This window comes from Roseovarius confluentis, from assembly GCF_002917925.1.
GTDB lineage: Bacteria > Pseudomonadota > Alphaproteobacteria > Rhodobacterales > Rhodobacteraceae > Roseovarius > Roseovarius confluentis.
On sequence record NZ_PPFE01000008.1, the window covers coordinates 163503 to 184189 of the forward strand.

At 66.1% G+C, this 20687-nt stretch carries 19 protein-coding genes; 9 read left to right on the top strand and 10 right to left on the bottom strand.

Annotated elements, in window-relative coordinates:
• Window positions 1-9: 9 nt before the first annotated feature.
• From ccmE to C2I35_RS17015, 6 genes are all read left to right on the top strand, one after another.
• A complete protein-coding gene (gene ccmE / locus C2I35_RS16990; protein ID WP_103764239.1) occupies window positions 10-456 on the top strand; it encodes a cytochrome c maturation protein CcmE in 447 nt (148 codons plus the stop codon).
• Between the two features lie 67 nt (window positions 457-523).
• Complete coding sequence (locus C2I35_RS16995; RefSeq protein WP_103764240.1) at window positions 524-1135, top strand: holin-associated N-acetylmuramidase; 612 nt, start codon at window positions 524-526, stop codon at window positions 1133-1135.
• The gene (locus tag C2I35_RS17000) at window positions 1126-1713 is read left to right on the top strand and encodes a holin family protein (protein WP_211286168.1); all 588 of its coding nucleotides are present in this window, start codon (window positions 1126-1128) and stop codon (window positions 1711-1713) included. Before C2I35_RS16995 ends, C2I35_RS17000 begins: the two co-directional genes overlap by 10 nt.
• Window positions 1714-1969: 256 nt before the next feature.
• Window positions 1970-3937, top strand: a complete 1968-nt coding sequence (locus C2I35_RS17005) for a heme lyase CcmF/NrfE family subunit (protein WP_103764241.1) — start codon at window positions 1970-1972, stop codon at window positions 3935-3937.
• Window positions 3934-4386, top strand: a complete 453-nt coding sequence (locus tag C2I35_RS17010; protein WP_103764242.1) for a cytochrome c-type biogenesis protein — start codon at window positions 3934-3936, stop codon at window positions 4384-4386. The genes C2I35_RS17005 and C2I35_RS17010 overlap by 4 nt, the downstream gene beginning before the upstream one ends.
• A gap of 73 nt (window positions 4387-4459) precedes the next feature.
• Window positions 4460-5239, top strand: coding sequence for an enoyl-CoA hydratase-related protein (locus C2I35_RS17015; RefSeq protein WP_103764286.1), 780 nt, complete (start codon window positions 4460-4462; stop codon window positions 5237-5239).
• 483 nt (window positions 5240-5722) lie between these two features.
• Here the strand turns inward: C2I35_RS17015 and gltA are convergent, their stop codons facing one another.
• Both gltA and gltX read right to left on the bottom strand, forming a co-directional pair.
• On the bottom strand, window positions 5723-7018 hold the full coding sequence (gltA, locus tag C2I35_RS17020; RefSeq protein ID WP_103764287.1) for a citrate synthase: 1296 nt from the start codon (window positions 7016-7018) through the stop codon (window positions 5723-5725).
• 72 nt (window positions 7019-7090) lie between these two features.
• On the bottom strand, window positions 7091-8500 hold the full coding sequence (gene gltX, locus C2I35_RS17025; RefSeq protein ID WP_103764243.1) for a glutamate--tRNA ligase: 1410 nt from the start codon (window positions 8498-8500) through the stop codon (window positions 7091-7093).
• Between the two features lie 86 nt (window positions 8501-8586).
• Here gltX and C2I35_RS17030 point away from each other — a divergent pair, with 86 nt between their 5' ends.
• Window positions 8587-10617, top strand: coding sequence for a ComEC/Rec2 family competence protein (locus tag C2I35_RS17030; RefSeq protein WP_342749725.1), 2031 nt, complete (start codon window positions 8587-8589; stop codon window positions 10615-10617).
• 110 nt (window positions 10618-10727) lie between these two features.
• Here C2I35_RS17030 and lexA read toward each other — a convergent pair whose 3' ends face one another.
• From lexA to C2I35_RS17060, 6 genes are all read right to left on the bottom strand, one after another.
• The gene (gene lexA / locus C2I35_RS17035) at window positions 10728-11444 is read right to left on the bottom strand and encodes a transcriptional repressor LexA (protein ID WP_103764244.1); all 717 of its coding nucleotides are present in this window, start codon (window positions 11442-11444) and stop codon (window positions 10728-10730) included.
• Window positions 11445-11527: 83 nt separating this feature from the next.
• Complete coding sequence (locus C2I35_RS17040) at window positions 11528-12700, bottom strand: molybdopterin molybdotransferase MoeA (protein ID WP_103764245.1); 1173 nt, start codon at window positions 12698-12700, stop codon at window positions 11528-11530.
• Window positions 12697-13173: a cyclic pyranopterin monophosphate synthase MoaC gene (gene moaC, locus C2I35_RS17045; RefSeq protein ID WP_103764246.1), complete on the bottom strand. Its 477-nt coding sequence runs from the start codon at window positions 13171-13173 to the stop codon at window positions 12697-12699. The genes C2I35_RS17040 and moaC overlap by 4 nt, the downstream gene beginning before the upstream one ends.
• Entirely contained in the window at window positions 13173-13988 is an 816-nt protein-coding gene (gene trpC, locus C2I35_RS17050; protein WP_103764247.1) for an indole-3-glycerol phosphate synthase TrpC, read from the bottom strand. The genes moaC and trpC overlap by 1 nt, the downstream gene beginning before the upstream one ends.
• Entirely contained in the window at window positions 13985-15007 is a 1023-nt protein-coding gene (gene trpD / locus C2I35_RS17055; RefSeq protein ID WP_103764248.1) for an anthranilate phosphoribosyltransferase, read from the bottom strand. The genes trpC and trpD overlap by 4 nt, the downstream gene beginning before the upstream one ends.
• Window positions 15004-15585 carry an anthranilate synthase component II gene (locus C2I35_RS17060; protein WP_103764289.1) on the bottom strand — a complete coding sequence of 194 codons (582 nt, stop codon included), beginning with the start codon at window positions 15583-15585 and terminating at the stop codon, window positions 15004-15006. The genes trpD and C2I35_RS17060 overlap by 4 nt, the downstream gene beginning before the upstream one ends.
• Before the next feature lie 136 nt (window positions 15586-15721).
• Between C2I35_RS17060 and C2I35_RS17065 the strand changes: the two genes are divergently transcribed.
• Entirely contained in the window at window positions 15722-17266 is a 1545-nt protein-coding gene (locus tag C2I35_RS17065) for a divergent polysaccharide deacetylase family protein (RefSeq protein WP_245890526.1), read from the top strand.
• A gap of 158 nt (window positions 17267-17424) precedes the next feature.
• Complete coding sequence (locus tag C2I35_RS17070; RefSeq protein WP_103764250.1) at window positions 17425-18519, top strand: histidine kinase dimerization/phosphoacceptor domain -containing protein; 1095 nt, start codon at window positions 17425-17427, stop codon at window positions 18517-18519.
• A gap of 56 nt (window positions 18520-18575) precedes the next feature.
• Here the strand turns inward: C2I35_RS17070 and C2I35_RS17075 are convergent, their stop codons facing one another.
• A complete protein-coding gene (locus tag C2I35_RS17075) occupies window positions 18576-19115 on the bottom strand; it encodes a pseudouridine synthase (RefSeq protein WP_103764251.1) in 540 nt (179 codons plus the stop codon).
• 54 nt (window positions 19116-19169) lie between these two features.
• Window positions 19170-20681 (bottom strand): anthranilate synthase component I, encoded by a 1512-nt coding sequence (trpE, locus tag C2I35_RS17080; protein WP_103764252.1) that lies wholly within the window; start codon window positions 20679-20681, stop codon window positions 19170-19172.
• Window positions 20682-20687: the final 6 nt, after the last annotated feature.

A 20687-nucleotide genomic window follows, 5' to 3' on the forward strand; every position in this document is an offset into this window, starting at 1 on the left:
GGTAGCGCGATGAAATCACTGAAGAAAAAGAGGCGCGTGCAGGTCATTGCCGTGACGGCGATTGCGCTGATCCTGGCCACGGGCCTGATCGGCTATGCCATGCGCGACGGCATCAACTTCTTCCGCTCGCCAAGTCAAGTAATGGCCGAACCGCCCGCGCCCTCGGAAACCTTCCGGATCGGCGGGCTGGTCGAAGAAGGCACTCTGGTGCGTGGCGAGGGCGAGACCGTGAGTTTCAGCGTGACTGATGGCGGGGCGTCGGTGCCGGTGCGCTATACCGGCGTTCTGCCGGATCTGTTTGGCGAGAACGAGGGCATGGTGGGCCTGGGCCGCTACGAGGACGGGGTTTTCACCGCGACCGAGATCCTGGCCAAGCATGACGAGGAATACATGCCCAAGGAAGTCGTCGATGCGCTGAAGGAACAGGGCGTTTACCAGGAACCGGACGGTAGCTAAGCCACGCATTAACCATTCCTGACAATCCTTGCCGGCGAGTTCAAATCGCTGGCCAAGGGGGCGCGGAATGCAGACTGTCTCGGAGATCGCAGAGGATATCCTGGCGCGGGAAGGCGGGTTCGTGAATGACCCCGACGACCCGGGCGGGGCCACCAACCATGGCGTGACCATCCACACGATGCGGCGGCTGGGGTTGGACCTTGACCGGGACGGGGATGTGGACGTGGCCGATGTGCGTCGTCTCAGCCGGGCGCAGGCGCAGGACATCTTCATCGACCATTATTACCACCGGCCCGGGATCGCACGGCTGCCGCAGGTTTTGCAGGCCAGCGTGTTCGACATGTACGTGAATGCGGGGTCCAACGCGGTGAAGATCCTGCAACGGCTGTTGCGGCAGATGGGCCACGAGGTGGCCGTGGACGGAATCATCGGCCCACAGACCATCGATGCGGCGGAGCTGGCGCATGGCGTGGCGCCGCTGCATATTGCCGATGCCTACGGGATCGCGCGGCGGAATTACTATTTCCGGCTGGCCGATCAGCGCCCCGCGTCGCGCAAGTTTGCGCGCACCCGGTCGGGTGGCAAGGGCGGCTGGATCCGGCGCGCCGAGGCGTTCATCTCGTCGCGCTATCACATGACGCCGGCGGAGTTTCGGGATCGGGTGGCGAAATGGGACTGATCGAGACGGTCCTGAGCCTGGTCTTCGGCGGGGGGCGCAATGCGGTGGCGGAAACGGCCCAAGTGTTCCGGGTGAATGCCGAGAAATCGGATGAACGCGCCGCCGAATTGCAGGGCGCGGCGCTGGCGCAGCTTGCGGCCGAGTTCAGGGCCGAGCGCAAGGGCTGGTACGACCGGTTAATCGACGGGCTGAACCGGGTGCCGCGCCCGGCCATGGCGCTTGGGACGCTGGGGTTGTTCGTCGCGGCGATGGTCGATCCGATCTGGTTTTCCGAGCGGATGCAGGGGATCGCACTGGTGCCCGAGCCGTTGTGGTGGCTGCTGGGGGCAATCGTCAGTTTCTATTTCGGCGCGCGGCATCAGGCCAAGGGGCAGGAGTTTCAGCGCTCCATCGCCGCCACGATGGCCCGCACCCCACAGGTGGTGGGCAACCTGAGATCCTTGCGCGCGTTGGACGCGGGCAGCGCGGGCGTGGCGGATACCGGGCATGATGCGGGGCTGGCGTTGCAGGTGCAGGAGGTGGAAAGCGAGCCGAACGCGGCCTTGCGCGAGTGGCAGGAGGCGAGCCACGGGCGGTAAACTGACGGCGCGGAATCAAGGCGCGGTACGCGCCGCCGCGCCATCGCTGCCGCCCACCCAGGGGGCGGCGATTTGGCAGACGCAAGCGCTCTGCTTGGACGTTTTTCGGATTTGGCTGGGGTTAAGGTCTGCTGCTCTGGCGTCGGCGCGCCACCCCGGGGGGCAGCGACGGCACGGCCGCGCCCCGCGACAATGTGATCACCCGTCGCACCCGAAATGCGTTGGAGGCGAGGCCCGGGGCGATTATAACCGGGCCATGATCACCGAGCTTGGACATTTCGCCCTCATCCTCGCCTTCTTCGTGGCGTGCTTTCAATCCGTCGTGCCGCTGATCGGCGCACACAAGCGATGGGCGGGGTGGATGGCCGTGGCCGAGCCCGCCGCTACGCTGCAATTCGTGCTGACGCTGGGGGCCTTTGCGGCGCTGACTTGGGCCTTCGTGACCTCGGATTTCTCGCTGGAACTGGTGGTGGCCAACAGCCATTCCGCGAAACCGATGCTTTACAAGATCACCGGCGTCTGGGGGAACCACGAAGGCTCGATGCTGCTGTGGGTGCTGATCGTGACGCTGTTCGGGGCCTTTGCCGCATGGTTCGGGGGCAACCTGCCGCCGACGCTGAAGGCGCGGGTGCTGTCGATACAGGGTCTGATCGGTGTGGCGTTCTTTGCCTTTATCCTGTTCACCTCGAACCCGTTTCTGCGCATGGAAGTGCCGCCTTTCGATGGGCGTGACCTGAACCCGCTATTGCAGGACCCGGGCCTCGCGTTCCATCCGCCGTTCCTCTACCTCGGCTACGTGGGCCTTTCGATGACCTATTCCTTCGCGCTGGCCGCCCTGATTGAAGGCCGCGTCGATGCGGCCTGGGGCCGGTGGGTGCGGCCCTATACGTTGGCGGCGTGGATCTTTCTGACCATCGGCATCGCGTTGGGGTCCTGGTGGGCCTATTACGAGTTGGGCTGGGGCGGCTTCTGGTTCTGGGATCCGGTGGAAAACGCCAGTTTCATGCCGTGGCTCATCGCCGCCGCGTTGCTGCATTCGGCCATCGTGGTTGAAAAGCGCGAGTCGCTGAAAAGCTGGACCATATTGCTCGCCATCATCGCCTTCGGGTTCTCGATGATCGGCGCGTTCATCACGCGCTCGGGCGTGCTGACCTCGGTCCATGCCTTTGCGACGGACCCGGAGCGCGGCGTGTTCCTGCTGATGATCACAGGGTTCTTCATGATGCTTGGCCTGTCGCTCTTTACCGCGCGGGCCGGGGCGATGCAGGCCAAGGGGGTCTTTGGCCTTGTGAGCCGCGAGACGATGCTGGTCGCCAACAATGTTCTTCTGGGCGTGTCGGCCTTCGTCATTTTCGTGGGTACGATCTGGCCGCTGGTGTCGGAACTCATGTTCGACCGCAAGCTGAGCGTGGGCGAGCCGTTCTTCAACATGGCCTTCACGCCGTTCATGGTGCTGTTGGGGCTGATCCTGCCGGTGGGCGCGATGCTGCCGTGGAAGCGGGGCAACCTGAGCCGGGTCGTGAGGCCGCTGGCGGGAGCCTTTGCGCTGGCCGTGGCGGTGGGTGCGCTGGCCTATGCCATGCAGACAGAGCGCAGCGCGCTTGGGCCGGTGGGCCTGTTCCTGGCGGCCTGGCTGGTGTCGGGCGCGGCGGTCGATTTGTGGAGCCGCACGGGCCGGGGCGGGGGCCGCCTGTCGCGGCTGAAACGCCTGCCGCGGGCGGACTGGGGCAAGGCCGTGGCGCATGCGGGCTTTGGCATCACCATCGCGGGTATCGCCGGGATGCTGGCCTGGGAGGCCGAGGATATCCGCGTGGCGCAGGTGGGCGAAAGTTTCGACGTGGCAGGCCTGACCATCACGCTCAACGACGTCCGCGAGGTGGAAGGGCCGAATTACCTGTCCACGATGGCTGACGTGACCCTGTCCAAAAACGGGTCCGAGATCAGCCAATTGAACCCCGAAAAGCGGGTTTACCCTGTGGCGGGGATGCCCACGACAGAGGCCGCGATCGACAATGGCATCCTGCGTGACGTTTACGTGGTGATCGGCGACGAGCAGGCGGCGGGCGGCTGGGCCGTGCGGACCTACTACAAGCCGCTGGCGAACTGGATCTGGGGCGGTGCGATCCTGATGGCGATCGGGGGCGCGCTGTCGCTGTCCGACCGGCGCTATCGCGTGGCGGCGGGTGCGCGCAAGACCCGCGCCGTGGGGGTGCCGGCGGAATGAAACGGCTTGTGCTGATCCTGTGCCTTCTGGCCTCGCCGCTTTGGGCGGTGCAGCCGGACGAGATTCTTGACGATCCGGCGCTGGAAGAGCGCGCGCGGGAGATCTCCTCGGGCCTGCGCTGCCTTGTCTGCCGCAACGAGAGCATCGACGATTCCAATGCGGACCTGGCCCGGGACCTGCGCCTTCTGGTGCGCGAGCGGCTTGTGGCGGGGGACAGCGACGAGGAGGTCATCGATTTCGTCGTGGACCGTTACGGCGAATACGTGCTGCTGAACCCGGTGGCGAGCGGCAGCAACCTAGTGTTGTGGCTGGCGGGGCCGGTGATGCTGCTGTTGGGCGGATTGCTGGCGGTGGTCTATATCCGCGGCCGCGCGCGGGCGAAACCGGAGGATGAGGCCGGGCTGAGCTGGGCCGAAGAGGCGCGGTTGAAGGAAATCATGAAGGACTGACGCGCCGTCGCGCGTTGCATTTCACGCCCGGGCGGGGTTGATTGGCGTCAAACGCCAGATGGAGGCCCGCCCGATGACCACCTATCAGACCCTGACCTATGACCTGACCGACGACATCGCCGTGCTGCGGATGAACCGCGCTGACAAGATGAACGCGCTCAATACCCAGATGCGGGCCGAGATTACCGATGCGATGCAGCGCGCCGGGCGCGAGGCGCGGGTGGCGGTGCTGACCGGCAATGGCAAGGCGTTCTGTTCGGGGCAGGACCTGTCGGACAACGGCACGGCGGCGGCGCTGGACGTGGAGCGCGTGCTGCGCGACGAGTACGAGCCGATGCTGCGGATGATCTCGGACTGCCCGGTGCCGACCATCGCGGCGGTCAACGGTCCGGCGGCAGGGGCGGGGGCCAACCTGGCGCTGGCCTTCGACGTTGTGATCGCGACCGAGAGCGCCTATTTCCTGCAGGCCTTTGCGCGGATCGGCCTGATCCCGGATGCGGGCGGCACCTACTGGATGCCGCGGCAGGTGGGGGCGGCCAAGGCGATGGGCGCGGCGCTCTTTGCCGAGCCGATTTCGGCGCGGCAGGCGGATGCCTGGGGGCTGATCTGGGAGGCGGTCGAGGATAACGCGTTCGAGATGCACTGGCAGGCGCGGGCGGCGCATCTGGCCAAGGGGCCGACGGCGGCCTATGGCGGGATCAAACGCGCGGTGCGCGGCAGTTGGGAAAACGGGTTCGACAAGCAGTTGGACCTGGAGGCGCAGTTGCAGGGCGAATGCGGCCGGACACGGGATTTCCAGGAAGGTGTGACCGCCTTCCTGGACAAGCGCAAACCGGAATACGAGGGGCGCTGATCAGGCGACGCGTTCGACCAGTTCCACGTCGCTGAGCACGAACGAGCCGCCAAGCCCGGCCAGGATTGCGGCGGGGCGCCGTCGAGGCTCAGTACCGCGTCGCCGACGACATCCTTCAGGCTGAGGTCCGGCAGGTCGCTGCCCTCCTATGTCAGCACCAGCAACTCCTCGTTCACCTCGAAATCCATGATGTTGGCCGGGCTGCCGGCAAGAAGTGGGGCTGCTGCCGATGAAAAGGTCAAAGCTGTCGCCGCCGGTCACCGTGTCGTCCTGGCCCAAGATCATGATGTCCCAAGATGGCGAGTATCACCATGATGTGCTCGTAACCGACCAGTTGCAGCAATCATGGCGCAGCCGACTGAATCGTAAGTAAATGTACGATCGGGTCCGCCCCGTCGGTTGGCTACAATTTTAATAACCGGACGGCGCAACGAAAAACGCCCCGCACCGGCGGGGCGTTTTGCAGAAGAGCGGGTGCGGCGCTTACCGGTTTTCCATGTCCACGTAGTCGCGCAGCGTCTCGCCCATGTAGAGCTGACGCGGGCGGCCGATTTTCAGTTGCGGATCGCCGATCATTTCCTTCCACTGGGAAATCCAGCCGACCGTGCGGCTGAGCGCGAAGATGGGCGTGAACATTGACGTCGGGAAGCCCATCGCCTCGAGGATGATGCCCGAGTAGAAATCCACGTTCGGGAACAGCTTCTTCTCGGTGAAATAGGGATCGTCGAGCGCCGCGGCCTCAAGCTCCTTGGCGACCTGAAGCGTGGGGTTGTTTTCCACGCCCAGAAGGTCAAGCACCTCGTCGGCGGATTGTTTCATCACCTTGGCGCGGGGGTCGAAATTCTTGTAGACGCGGTGACCGAAGCCCATCAGGCGGAACGGATCGTCCTTGTCCTTGGCGCGCGCGATGAATTCCGGAATACGGTCGGGCGTGCCGATTTCCTGGAGCATTTCCAGGCAGGCCTGGTTGGCGCCGCCATGGGCCGGGCCCCAGAGGCAGGCGATGCCCGCTGCAACGCACGCAAACGGGTTGGCGCCCGACGAAGACGCGAGCCGCACCGTGGAGGTCGAGGCGTTCTGCTCGTGGTCGGCATGGAGCGTGAAGATGCGATCCATGGCGCGCGAAAGGATCGGGTTGACCTCGTAATCCTCGGCCGGGACGGCAAAGCACATGCGCAGGAAGTTCGAGGCATAGTCGAGCTCGTTGCGCGGATACACGAAGGGCTGGCCCAGCGTGTACTTGTAGGCCATCGAGGCGATCGTCGGCATCTTGGCGATCAGGCGGATCGTCGCGACCTCGCGTTGCCACGGGTCCGAAATGTCGGTGCTGTCGTGGTAGAACGCCGAAAGCGCGCCCACGACGCCGACCATGATGGCCATCGGATGCGCGTCGCGGCGATAGCCGCGGAACAGGAACTGCATCTGTTCGTGCAGCATGGTGTGATTGGTCACGCGGGTCTCGAAATCTTCCAGCTGGGCGGCGGAGGGCAGCTCGCCGTAAAGCAGCAGGTAGCACACCTCGAGATAGTGCGATTTCTCGGCCAGCTGGTCGATCGGGTAGCCGCGGTGCAGAAGCTCGCCCTTGCCGCCGTCGATATAGGTGATCGTGCTGTCGCAGCTGGCGGTCGAGGTGAAGCCGGGGTCATAGGTGAACACGCCCGCCTGCGCATAGAGCTTGCGGATGTCGATCACGTCCGGTCCGGCGGTGGGCGAATAGATCGGAAGCTCGTAGTCGTTGCCTTCGATCGTCAGTTTCGCGGATTTGGTACTGTCTGCCATCAGGGTCTCCCTCGTCACGCCGCGGCGCGTGGCGCGCCTTGGCTGCATATTCCAGCACGCCTTACGAACGGGTTAACCGTTCTGCGAGGCAGCATCATTCAGTCGGGCGAGGGATTCCTCCCGGCCCAGGACCAGCATCATGTCAAACACGCTAGGTGTTGCCGCCCGACCGGCCAGCGCGGCCCGCATCGGACCGGCCAGCTTGCCGAACTTGATATCCTTGGATGCCGCGAACGCATTTGCGGCTTCTTCCAGATCGTTGCGCGACCAGTTAGCATTTTGCAAGTGCGGCGTCAATTCGTTCAGTATACCACGGGATACCGCGTCGAGCTGCGCGGCGGCCTTCTCGTCCGGGCGGATCGGGCGGTTTTCCAGGATAAACTGCGCCTTATCAAGCAGTTCCGGGAAGGTCTTTGCGCGTTCTTTGAGGCAATACATGCCGTCCAGCATGAGGGCCCGTGTCGGCTCGGGCAAGGGCGCGGATTCCGTCACGTCAAGGAATTCATTCAATTCATGCAGCAGCGCAGCATCGTCGCTTGCGGCGATGTGCTGGCCGCAGAGATTTTCCAGCTTCTTGAAGTCGAACCGGGCCGGGGACTTGCCGATGCCGTCGAGGTCGAACCATTGCTGCGCCTGGTCATCCGTGAAGAACTCGTCGTCGCCGTGGCTCCACCCGAGGCGGGCGAGATAGTTGCGCATCCCCGCGGCCGGGTAGCCCTGCTTGTGGTACTCGTCGACGCCGAGGGCGCCGTGCCGCTTGCTCATCTTCTTGCCGTCGGGGCCGTGGATCAGCGGGATATGGGCATAGACCGGCAGGGGCCAGTCCATCGCGGTGTAGATCAGCATCTGGCGGGCGGCGTTGTTGAGGTGGTCGTCGCCGCGGATGACATGCGTGACGCCCATGTCGTGATCGTCCACCGCGACGGCGAGCATGTAGACGGGCGTGCCGTCCGAGCGCAGCAGGACCATGTCGTCCAGCTGATCGTTGCGGATGGTGACGTCGCCCTGCACCTTGTCGGCGATGGTGGTCGTGCCATCGAGCGGGGCCTTGATGCGGATGACGTAGGGCGCATCGGGGTGCGTCGCGGGGTCGGCATCGCGCCACGGGCTGCGGTAGAGGGTGGAGCGGCCTTCGGCCTTGGCCTCATCGCGGAAGGCCTGGATTTCGTCCTGCGTGGCAAAGCACTTGTACGCCTGACCCTTGGCCAGCAATTCGTTCGCCACCTCGGCGTGCCGGTCGGCGCGGGCGGCCTGGCTGACCACGTCGCCGTCATGGTCCAGACCCAGCCATGCCAGCCCGTCGAGGATGGCCTGCGTCGCCTCGGGGGTCGATCGCGCGCGGTCGGTATCTTCGATCCTGAGCAGGAACGACCCGCCGTGACGCCGTGCGAAAAGCCAGTTGAAGAGCGCCGTGCGCGCCCCACCGATATGCAGGTATCCGGTCGGCGAAGGGGCAAAACGGGTGACAACTGGCTGCGACATGGGGCCGGTTAACCTTTCGGTAAGCATGGGAGACGTATCAATAACGGTGCCTGTCTATCGGCCCATGAAAAGGGAGACAAGCCTTGGTGCTTTGGCAGCGTGCCGTCGCCGCGTGGCTGGATCAGCGCGGGCACCTGTTTGCATGGGTGCCGGTGATGCTGGCGTGCGGCATCGGGCTCTATTTCGGGCTGAAGTCCGAACCGCCGGTCTGGGTTTACGTGGCGTTGGCCGCGGGCATTGGCGGGGCACTTGTGGTGCTGCGCCTGGTGGACGCGGGACTGGCGCCGGTGATCTGGGCCGTGGCGCTGGTCGCACTCGGGCTCTGCATCGCGGCGTTTCGGGCGCATGGCGTGGCGGATGCCAAGCTGGGCTGGCGTTATTACGGCCCGGTCGAGGGGCGGGTGGTGGATATCGACCGCTCCAGCTCGGACGCGCTGCGGGTGACGCTGGACCGGGTGGTGCTGCGCAACATGGGCCCCGATATCACGCCCGGGCGCGTGCGGGTGTCGTTTCACGGCGCGGCGGAGGGGGCCGATCCGCAACCGGGCGAGACGCTGATCCTGACCGTGCACCTGTCGCCGCCCGCAGGCCCGGTGGAGCCGGGCGGCTTCGATTTCCAGCGGCACGCTTGGTTCATGGGGCTGGGCGCGGTGGGGTATACGCGCACGCCTGTCCTGCTGCTGGAACCGGCGTCGGGCGGACAGGTGCTGTTCAAGACGCGCATGGCTCTGTCGGGCCGCATCCAGGCGCAGATGCCGGGTGAAGCCGGCGCCTTTGCCGCCGCGATCATGACCGGGGACCGCTCGGGCATGGGGCAGGAGACGCTGACCGCGCTGCGCGTGTCGAACCTGGCGCACCTGCTGGCCATTTCGGGCCTGCACATGGGCCTGCTGGCGGGGTTCGTCTTTGCCGCCTTGCGGCTGGGGATGGCGGCTGTGCCGGGCTGGGGGCTGCGCCTGCCGACGAAAAAGATCGCGGCGGTGGGCGCGCTGGCGGCGGCGGCGGGGTACCTGGCGTTGTCGGGCGGCAACGTCGCCACGGAACGCGCCTTTGTCATGGTGGCGGTGATGCTGCTGGCGGTGCTGGCGGACCGGCGGGCCTTGTCCTTGAGGGCCGTGGCGCTGGCGGCCTGCATCATCCTGATGCTGCGGCCCGAAGCGTTGATGGGGCCGGGGTTCCAGATGTCTTTTGCGGCAACGACGGCGCTGGTGGCGGTCTTCGGCGCCTTGCGCGACCTTGACTGGCGCTTGGGGCCCAAATGGATGCGGCCGGTCTGGGCGGTCGTCATGTCGTCCTTCGTGGCGGGGCTGGCGACGGCGCCGATTGCCGCCGCGCATTTCAACCAGATCGCGCATTTCGGGCTGGTGGCGAACCTGATGAGCGTCCCTTTGATGGGCGTGTTGGTCATGCCCATGGCGGTGCTCGTGGGACTCTTGATGCCCTTTGGACTGGAAGGACTGGCGCTGGCGGTGATGCAGCCCGCGCTGGAGTGGATCCTGGGCGTGGCGCATTGGGTCTCGGGGCTGGAGGGCGCGCGCGGTACCGTGGTTCGCCCCGGTCCGCGGGTGCTGCCGCTCTTGTCGCTGGGCCTGCTCTTGGTCGTGTTGTGGCAGGGGCGGGCGCGGTTCGCGGGCGTGGTGCCGGTTGCGCTGGCCTTCGTTCTGTGGGCGCAGGCGGAGCGGCCCGATATCCTTGTCTCCGACAATGGCAGCCTGGTGGGGGTGATGACGCCCGAGGGGCGGGCGCTGTCCACGGGTCGTGCCTCCGGCTTTGTCGCGATGAACTGGCTGGAGAATGACGGCGATCCGGTGGATCAGGAGGGGGCGTTCGCCCGCTGGACCAAGGTGGCGGGCGGCGCGGGCTGGCCGATCACCGCCGTGCGGGGCAAGCGCGCGGCGGAAGAATTTACCGATTGCGCCGCGAAGGAGTGGGTGGTGTTCAACAACGTGCCGAAGGTGGAATTGCCATGCCGCGCGATCCATCCCGGTACGTTGAAAGAGACGGGCGCGCTGGCGATCTGGCGAGAGAACGATGGCCTTCGGGCCGTGACCGCCCGCGACATGACGGGCGCGCGGCTTTGGAACACGGACCGCCGGCGGCGGTCCGACTGGCGTTAAAGCGTTTCGCCATTCACCAGAGGCATCAACTGAAGGCGAAACGCGTGCAACGATTGGCCGTAGTGCTGCGTTTCGCGATAAGCTGTGATCCAGGTTTATCGCGAAACGCTTTAGTAGGTGCGGATGAGGCCGACGAGGCGGCCCTGTACCTTGACCTGATCCTCGGGCAGCACACGGGTCTCGTAGGCCGGGTTCGCGGCCTCGAGTGCGATGGCGTTACCACGGCGGTAGAATTTCTTCAGCGTTGCTTCCTGGTCGTCCACCAGCGCCACGACGATATCGCCGTTGTCCGCCGTCGATGTCTCGCGGATCACCACCACGTCGCCGTCGTTGATGCCCGCCTCGATCATCGAGTCGCCCTTGACCTCCAGCGCGTAATGCTGGCCGGGACCGGCGATCATGCCGCCGGGAACGGCGACATTGTGGCTGGCATGGGCAATCGCCTCGATCGGGACACCGGCGGCGATGCGGCCCATGACAGGCAGTTCCAGCGCGTGCACCGGCTCGACCGGCTGGGCGTTGGCGGGCTGTGCGGCCTCGGGGCGGTCGCCCTCGATCACGCGGGGGGTAAAGCCGCCGCTTTCGCCTCCGCCGATCGCTTCGCCGCCCATGCTTTCGGGCAGCTTGATGATTTCCAGCGCCCGGGCCCGGTGGGCGAGGCGGCGGATGAAGCCGCGTTCTTCCAGGGCCGTGATCAGGCGGTGGATGCCGGATTTCGAACGCAGGTCCAGCGCATCCTTCATCTCGTCAAAGCTGGGCGGCACGCCATCGCGTTGCACCCGCTTGTGAATGAATTCCAACAGGTCGAGCTGCTTTTTCGTCAGCATTTTTCCACGTCTCCACGATCCATGCGTTTACATTTGTTCTACGCATGTTCTCGTTTTGTGTCAACGGGTCTGTGGATAAGCGGTCAGATCGGAACGTATTCGATCCAGTCGCCCTGCGCCCGGGGGGCGTCGTCGGCGGGCCGGATCAGCAGGGCATTGGCGCGGGCCAGCACCGACAGCATCCCGCTGTCCTGGCTGCTTTCGGGCAGGATGGTGCCGTCCTCGACCTGGGCGCGCATGTAATGTTCGCGCGGGCCGCCGGGGCCCATGTCGGCGGCAAGCCTGGCAGAGAGACGCGGGGCGGGGTGTGCACCCAAGCCCTGCATCGCGCGGATCATCGGCGCCATGAAGACATGCCCGCAGACCATGGCCGAAACCGGGTTGCCGGGCAGCCCGAGCATCGCCGCGTCCCCCATCCGGCCCGCCATCAGGGGTTTGCCGGGGCGCATTCTGACCTTGTAGAACGCGCGTTCCATGCCGAGATCGCCCGCGACCTTGCCCACGAGGTCATGATCGCCCACCGACGCGCCGCCGATCGTGATGACGAGGTCGGCGCCTTTGGCCAGGTCGAAGGCGGTTTCCAACGACTCGCGCGTGTCGGCGGCGATGGGCAGCATCCGGGGCTCGGCGCCCAGGGTGTCGAGCAGGGCGCAGAGGCCAAAGGAATTGGACGCGATGATCTGGTCGGGGCCGGGATCTTCGCCCGGCATCACCAGCTCGTCGCCCGTGGCGATGAGCGCGACCTTGGGTTTGCGGGTGACGGTGACGTCGGCCACGTTCATCGAGGCAAGCAGTGCGACATCCTCGGGGGAGAGCAGGCGCGGGGAATCGATCCGGTCGCCAACCTTGAAGTCGCCACCTCGGGGGCGGATGTTCGGCTTGTCGTCAAGCCTGTCGCCTAGCGTGATACGGTCGCCGTCGCGGCTGACGTCCTCTTGTATGACCACCTTGTCTGCGCCCTCGGGCACCGGCGCGCCGGTGAAGATGCGCACGGCCTGACCGGTGCGGACCGTGCCGTCAAAGCCGTGTCCGGCGGCGGCTTCGCCGATCACGTCGAAACTGGCGCCCGGTGTGGCCTCGGCCTCGTTCAGCGCGTAGCCGTCCATGGAGGAGGCGTCAAACGGCGGCTGATCGCGTCGCGCCTCGGCAGGCTGGGCCAGAACGCGGCCATGTGCCTCGCGCAGAGGGACGGTTTCCGGCTCCAGCGGGGAGACGAGCGAGAAGAGGTGGTCAAGAGCCTGGTCGACGGTGATCATTTCGCCTCGTAACGGCCTGATTTTCCGCCGTCTTTCAGCACCACGCGCAAGCCGCCTATTTCCATCGCGCGGTCGACGGCCTTGGCCATGTCATAGACCGTCAACGCCGCGGTGCTGGCGGCGGTCAGCGCCTCCATCTCCACCCCGGTCTGGCCGGTGGTCTTGACCGTCGCCTCGATACGGATGCCGGGCAGGTCGGGGTCGGGCGTGAGTTCCACCGCGACCTTGGCGATGGGCAGCGGGTGGCAGAGCGGGATCAGTTCGGATGTGCGCTTGGCGCCCATGATCCCGGCAAGGCGCGCAACGGACAGGACATCACCCTTCTTGGCGCGGCCTTCGATAATGATATCAAAGGTTTCAGGCGCCATCCTCACGTGACATTCGGCCACGGCCACACGGTCCGTCACGTCCTTTTCAGAGACGTCGACCATGTGGGCGTCGCCCTTGCCGTCGAAATGGGTGAGCCCGGCCATCAGACGTGCGCCGCCGGGGTGGTACCCGACAGGATATCGCGGGTGGCGGCGGTGACGTCTTCCTGCCGCATCAGGCTTTCACCGATGAGGAAACAGCGCGTGCCGTAGCGGGCCATCTCGGCCAGGTCGTCACTGGTGTAAAGCCCGCTTTCCGAGATCAGCAGGTGATCGATCGGGGCCAGCCGTGCCAGCCGCTTGGTGACGTCGAGCGAGGTCTCGAACGTGTTCAAATCGCGGTTGTTGATGCCCAGAAGGTTGGATTTGAGCACGCCGGTGCGCTCCAGTTCCGCCTCATTGTGCACCTCGATCAGCGCGTCCATGCCTTGCGCGATTGCGGCCTCTTCCAGTTCGATCGCCTGCGCGTCGCTGACCGAGGCCATGATGATCAGGATGCAGTCGGCGCCCCAGGCGCGGGCCTCGACCACCTGGTAGGGGTCATAGAGGAAATCCTTGCGCAGCACCGGCAGATCGCACGCCTCGCGGGCCTGCGCCAAGTACTCGGGCGCACCCTGGAAGCTGGGCGTGTCGGTCAGCACCGACAGGCAGGTGGCGCCGCCCTCGGCATAGGCCGCGGCGAGCGCGGCGGGGTCGAAATCCTCGCGGATCAGACCCTTGGAGGGGCTGGCCTTCTTGATCTCGGCGATCAGGCCGAAACCGGTCTTGCTGGCCTGCAAGAGCGCGTCGCCGAATGGGCGCACGGTCGGGGCATTCGCGGCCTCGGATTCAAGCGTTTCCAGAGGCTTGTCGGCCTTGGCTGCGGCGACTTCCTCGAGTTTGTAGGCCTTGATTTTCTCAAGGATGGACGGCGTGCTCATGCGGCCTCCGATGTGATTTTGGCAAGTGTTTCGATCCGGGCGCGGGCGGCACCGCTGTCGATGCTGTCGCGGGCCTGCTCGACGCCTTGCCTGAGGTCGTCCGCGTGGCCCGCCACCACAAGGGCTGCGGCGGCATTGAGCAGTACGGCGTCGCGGTAGGCACCCGGCGCCCCGTCCAGCAGGGCGCGGAACGCGCGGCCGTTTTCCTCGGGCGTGCCGCCCAGGATGTCCTCGAAGGGGTGGACGGGCAGACCCGCGTCCTCGGGGTGGATTTCCGCCTCGCGGATTGTGCCGTCTTCCTCCAGCGCCGCCAGTTGGCTGGGGAAGGAGATGCTCAACTCGTCTGTGCCGTCGCCGCCATGCACCAGCCAGGCCCGCTCGGACCCGAGCTTGCCGAGGGTTTCGGCCATGGGACGGATGAGGTCGGCGCTGAACGCACCCGTCAGCTGGCGTTTGACGCCGGCGGGGTTGGTCAGGGGCCCAAGGATGTTGAAGATCGTGCGCGTGCCAAGCTCCGCCCGGACCGGGCCGACATGGGCCATGGCCGGGTGATGCATGGGCGCCATCATGAAGGCGATGCCCGCGCTTTCCAAAGCCTTTTCAACCACATCAGGGCCGACCATCACGTTGATTCCCATCTGCGTGAGAGCATCGGCCGCGCCGGACTTTGAACTGAGGTTGCGGTTGCCGTGCTTGGCCACGGGCACGCCCGCGCCGGCCACGACGAAGGCAGTGGCGGTCGAGATGTTCAGCGTGCCCTTGCCGTCGCCCCCGGTGCCGACGATGTCCATCGCGCCGGCGGGCGCGCGGACCTTGTTGCACTTGGCGCGCATCACGGCGGCGGCTGCGGCGTATTCGTCCACCGTCTCGCCGCGCGTGCGCAGGGCCATCAGGAAGCCGCCCATCTGGGCGGGCGTCGCCTCGCCCTCGAAGAGGGTGGTAAAGGCCGTTTCGGCCTCTTCCCGGGTTAGGGGACGGTCGGCGGCGGCGCCGATCAGGGGCTTCAGGCTGTCACTCACGCGGGCACCTTCATGACGTCGAGAAAATTCTGCAAAAGAGCGTGGCCATGTTCCGAGCGTATCGATTCGGGGTGGAACTGGACACCGTGGATGGGAAGCGTCCGGTGTTGCAGGCCCATGATCGTACCATCGTCAAGTTCTGCCGTGATATCAAGCACATCCGGGCAGGTGTCGCGCGCCACGACAAGGGAGTGATAGCGCGTCGCCTCGAACGGGGTGGGCAGCCCGGCAAAGACGCCAGAGGCAGTGTGGTGCATCGTGCCCATCTTGCCATGCACGATATCGGAATGCCGTGTGACCGTGCCGCCGAAGACCTCGCCGATGGCCTGATGGCCGAGGCAGACGCCCAAGAGCGGCGTGCGCGTGTCCGCCGCCGCTTCGATCAGCGCCTTGCAGATGCCCGCCTGCGACGGCGTGCCGGGGCCGGGCGACAGGAGGATCCCCGCGGGTTTCATCGCCATCGCCTCCTGCACGTTCAGCGCGTCGTTGCGATGCACCTGCACGTCCGCGCCCAGCTCGCCCACATATTGCACGAGGTTGTAGGTGAAACTGTCGTAGTTATCGATGAGCAGCAGCATGTCGCCAATTTCCCGTCCGCGCCGTGTCATTTCGGGCCTATGACCCGGCATTTCAATCGGGGTATAGATGCTCAGGGTTGCGCGGCAGGGTCAAGAGGCGCAAAACTGTTAAGAAAGAAATAAGAGGGCAATAGCAGTGTTACGCGGATTTCTTGCCGGAGTGGTGTCGGGAACGGCCTTGTCGGGAATACTTCTGGCCGGGGCCTCGGTGCTGAGCGGAATGCCGGGGAATACCCCGCCGGAGGCGACGCCGGTCGAAGTGCCGGCCGGGTCGGAGTTCGACCAGTCGCGCGACGACGACGCGGCCTCGTTGCCGCAGTTGCAGGAAACGCCCACGCCTGACTCCGTGCCGCAGGTAACCGCGCCCGAACCTGACGATCTTAGCTCGATGGACGGCGCCGACACCACCTCGTCGGGGCAGCCCGAAACCGGCCAGCCCGAAACGGGGCTGAGCACGCCGGAGACGCCCGAGGGTGACAGCGGCCTGAGCGTGGGCAACGAGGAGCCGGTGCTGCCCAACCCGCAGGCCCAGGCGCCCGAGGCGCCGTCGGGCGAGGACGACCTGTCGATTTCCACCGAACCGGCGCAGCCGGCGCTGCCGGACCCCGGCGAGGAGAGCACCGCATTCCCCGAGCCTGAAGGCGCGGATGCCCCCGAGGCGGACAGCGAACCGCAAGCCGAGGCCGAGAGCGGCTCTGGCTCTCAGACGACCCCGGAAACCATGCCCGAGACCTCTGACAGCGACGTGGCCGCGCCGGAGCCACAGGACGACCCGGTCGTCGACGCACCGCAGGAGGCGGAAGAGTCGGCCTCGCCTTCGGCAGAAGCGGACGAAGAGGCTGCGGAGGCAACGAGCGACTCGGAAGAAACCGGCACGATCGGTGATATTGCAGAAGGCGTGACCACCAACCGGTTGCCCACCGCGATCGACCCCGCGCCTGAAGCCGAAGCCGGGACCGCAGACGTGTCAGCCGAAGATGCAACCGAAGAGACGGAAGCAGACACCCTGCCGCCGGTCGAACGCTTCGCCGCCGAGTTCGACAACCCCGAGGACAAGCCGCTGATGTCGATCATCCTGATCGACGATGGCACCAGCCCGATCGGCCCCGCCGCGCTGGCCGATTTTCCCTATCCGCTGAGCTTTGCCGTGGATGCTTCGTATGCCAATGCCGCTGACACCGCCGCGGAGTACCGTGCGGCGGGGATGGAGGTTCTGGCCATGGTCAACCTGCCGCAGAATGCCGCCGCGAGCGACGCGGAAACGTCGATGAGTGTTCTGCTGGAGGCCGTTCCCGAGGCGGTGGCGGTTTTCGAGGGGACAGGCACCGGGCTCCAATCCAGCCGCGAGGCCGCCGAACAGCTGGCGCCGATCCTGAAGGACAGCGGCCATGGCCTGGTAATGTTTCCCAACGGGCTGAACACGGCGCAGAAGCTGATCGCGCGCGAGGGCGTGCCGTCGGCCACGGTGTTCCGCGATTTCGATTCCAACGGTCAGAACGCCGCTGCCGTGCGCCGGTTCCTCGATCAGGCCGCGTTCCGCGCGGGCCAGGAAGAGGGCGGGGTGATCATGGTGGGCCGGCTGCGCCCGGACACGATCAGCGCGCTCTTGCTCTGGGGGCTTCAGGACCGGGCGGCCAGCGTGGCGCTGGCGCCGGTCTCGGCGGTGCTGACGGCCGAGTAGGCCAGTTCTGCGTGACGTGACGGTGCGCGCGACGCCTGTTGCGCCACATGTGCGGGATATCGTAGAGGTCGTAGGGAAACAGGTCATTTGCCACAGGCGACGTCGTGGACCTGACGGTGACATCGACCAATTGACCACAGTTCGGGACAGTAATTTCAATGGAAGCCGTCCATCACCCGCTGCAACAGCACAGGCTTGCCGCGCTGCACGACTTCGAGATCCTCGACACGGACCCCGAGCAGGAGTTCGACGAGATCGTGAAGCTGGCCGCGGCGGCCTGTGGCACGGCGATCTCGGTGGTCAATTTCATTGACGCGGAACGGCAATGGTTCAAGGCGGAAACCGGACTTGGCGTGCGCGAGACGCCGCTGGCAACCTCGATCTGCGCCCATGTGATCCTGGAAGAGGAGTTTGCCGAAATCCGGGACACGCTGGAAGACCCCCGGATGCAGGACAACCCGCTGTGCTGTGGCGAGCCGGGCCTGCGCTTTTATGCCGGGGCGTTGCTGACCACCCAGGAGGGGCTGCCGCTGGGCACGCTGTGCGTTCTGGATTACGAGCCCCGTGAACTGACCGCGTTGCAGCGCGACACCCTGCGCGTTTTGGCGCGGCAGGTCATGGCCCTGCTGGAGATGCGCAAGGCGTTGCGGTCGGCCGACATCCTGCGCCGCGAGGTCGATCACAGGGTCAAGAATTCGCTGCAATCGCTGTCGTCCTTTACAAATCTGCAAACCAGGGCCTTTGCCGCGGACGAGGCGAAACTGGCCCTGTCGATGGTCAAGACTCGGATCGACGCGCTGACACAGCTGCACGACATGCTGTACCAATCCGATGAACTCAGCGTGGTCGAATTGGGTCAGTACCTCACCCAGGTCTGCGCCCAGCTCGAAGGGCTGGCGCCGGCTGAAGTCACGGTCGAGGTCGCGGCGGTATCAGTGTCTGTCGTGGCACAGCAGGCCGTCGCCGTGGGCACCTTCGTGAACGAATTTGTCGCGAATTCCTTCAAGCACGGATTTCCCGACGGGCAGGGCGGTGCGGTCAGGGTCGATCTCGGTCTCGAACCGGACGGGCGTGTCCGGCTGACCTGTTCGGATAGCGGTGTCGGTCTTCCGCCCGACCACGGCGCAAAGACGAGCGGCCTGGGGATGAAGATCGCCGAAGTCGTCTGCATGGAGCTTGGTACGGACCTGGACCTGCGAAACGGCACGCATGGTGTCGTTGCGACACTGACATTCAGCCCAGAGACGGCATAGGGCGGTTCGCGTCCCCCCGACGCGACGGATGACCGACGCAAGCCCTGCCGCCCGGCTCAGGCGTGGCGCCACGTGCCGGGCTCTATCCCGTCCAGCGTGAAGTCGCCCACCCGCCAGCGCACCAGCCGCAGGGTGGGGTGGCCAACATGGGCCGTCATGCGACGGACCTGCCGGTTGCGGCCTTCCGAGATGGTGATCTCCAGCCAGCAATCCGGCACCGATTTGCGGAACCGCACCGGCGGGTCACGCTCCCAGATGTCGGGCGGGGCGATGCGGCGGACTTTTGCGGGACGTGTCGGGCCGTCCTTCAAGGTGACGCCGCGTGTCAGCGCGTCGAGCGCGGCGGCATCGGGGTCGCCCTCGACCTGCACCAGATAGGTTTTCTCGGTCTTGAACTTCGGGTTCGACAGGCGCGCCTGCAGCTTGCCGTCATCCGTCAGCAGCAAGAGCCCCTCGCTGTCGCGGTCCAGACGCCCGGCGGGATAGATGCCGGGGATGTCGATATAGGCCGAGAGCGTCGGGCGGGGACTGCCCTCGGTGCCCTTGTCGGTGAATTGCGACAAGACGCCGTGGGGTTTGTTGAAGAGGATCAGCATGCGGGGCGGTGGAGGTGCGCGCAAGGCGCCGCGATGGTGGGGTGGAGCCCCACCCTACGTGTTGCCGTCGCCGGTGAAGCGCGTGGCATCGGCGGCGGCGCGGCGGATGGCGTTGGATTTGTGGACGGTTTCCATGTACTCGGCCTCGGCGTCGCTGTCATAGACCACGCCGCCGCCCGCCTGGATGTAAAGTTTGCCGTCCTTCACCACAGCCGTGCGCAGGGCGATGCAGACATCCATGTCGCCGGTGCAGCTGAAATAGCCGACGCCGCCGCCATAGACGCCGCGCTTTTCGGGCTCCAGTTCGTCGATGATTTCCATCGCGCGGACCTTGGGGGCACCACTGACCGTGCCGGCGGGCAAGCCGGCCAGAAGGGCCGAGAGGGCGTCGTGTTCGTCGGAAAGCTCACCCACCACGTTCGACACGATGTGCATCACGTGGCTGTAGCGCTCGATGATGAATTCCTCGGTGGGGCGCACCGTGCCGATTTTCGCCACGCGGCCCACGTCGTTGCGGCCCAAGTCCAGCAGCATCAGGTGCTCGGCAAGCTCTTTTTGATCGCCCAGCAGGTCGGCCTCGTTGGCGCGGTCCTCTTCGGGGGTGGCACCGCGGGGGCGGGTGCCCGCGATGGGGCGGATCGTGACCTCGCCGTCCATGACCCGCACGAGGATTTCGGGGCTGGCGCCCACCACCTGGAAACCGCCGAAGTTGAAATAGAACATGAAAGGCGACGGGTTGGTGCGCCGCAGGCTGCGGTAAAGCGCGAAGGGCGGCTGCGGAAAGTCCTGCGTCCAGCGCTGGCTGGGCACGACCTGAAAGATATCGCCCGCGCGGATGTATTCCTTGGCCTGTTCCACCGCGGCCTTGTAGCCGTCGCGGGTGAAGTTGCTGACCGGCTCGCCCACCTCGTGCGCATCGCCCAGGTCGCGGGCCTGCTGGGGCAAGGCGCGTTCGAGGTCGCGCACCGCGTCCATCACCCGTTCGGCGGCCTGGGCATAGGCCGCACGGGGGCTTTGACCGTCGCTGACCCAGGCGGGGGCCACGACGATCACCTCGCCCTTCACCCCGTCCAGCACGGCCACGACCGAGGGGCGGATCATCACCGCGTCGGGCAGGCCCAGCGGGTCGGGGTTCACGTCGGGTAGGTGTTCCACCAGCCGGATCATGTCGTAGCCAAGGTAGCCGAAAAGGCCCGCGCTGGCGGCGGGCAGGTCGCCCGGCAGGTCGATCCGGCTCTCGGAGATCAGCGCCCGCAGCGTGTCGAGCGGCGAGCCGTCCAGCGCCTCGAACGCGTCGCCGTCGAAGCGGGCCTGCCGGTTGATGCGGCTGGTCTGCCCGTGGCATTGCCAGATCAGGTCGGGCTTCATCCCGATCATGGAGTAGCGACCGCGCACCTCGCCGCCCGTGACAGATTCCAGCAAAAACGCATCGCGGGCCGCGCCCGTCAGCTTCAGCATCAGGGACACGGGCGTGTCGAGGTCGGCGGCCAACCGGGCATAGACGACCTGGTTCTGCCCGGCCTCGTAGCCCTTGGCAAAATCCTCGAATGTCGGGGTGAGGTCCAACGCAGG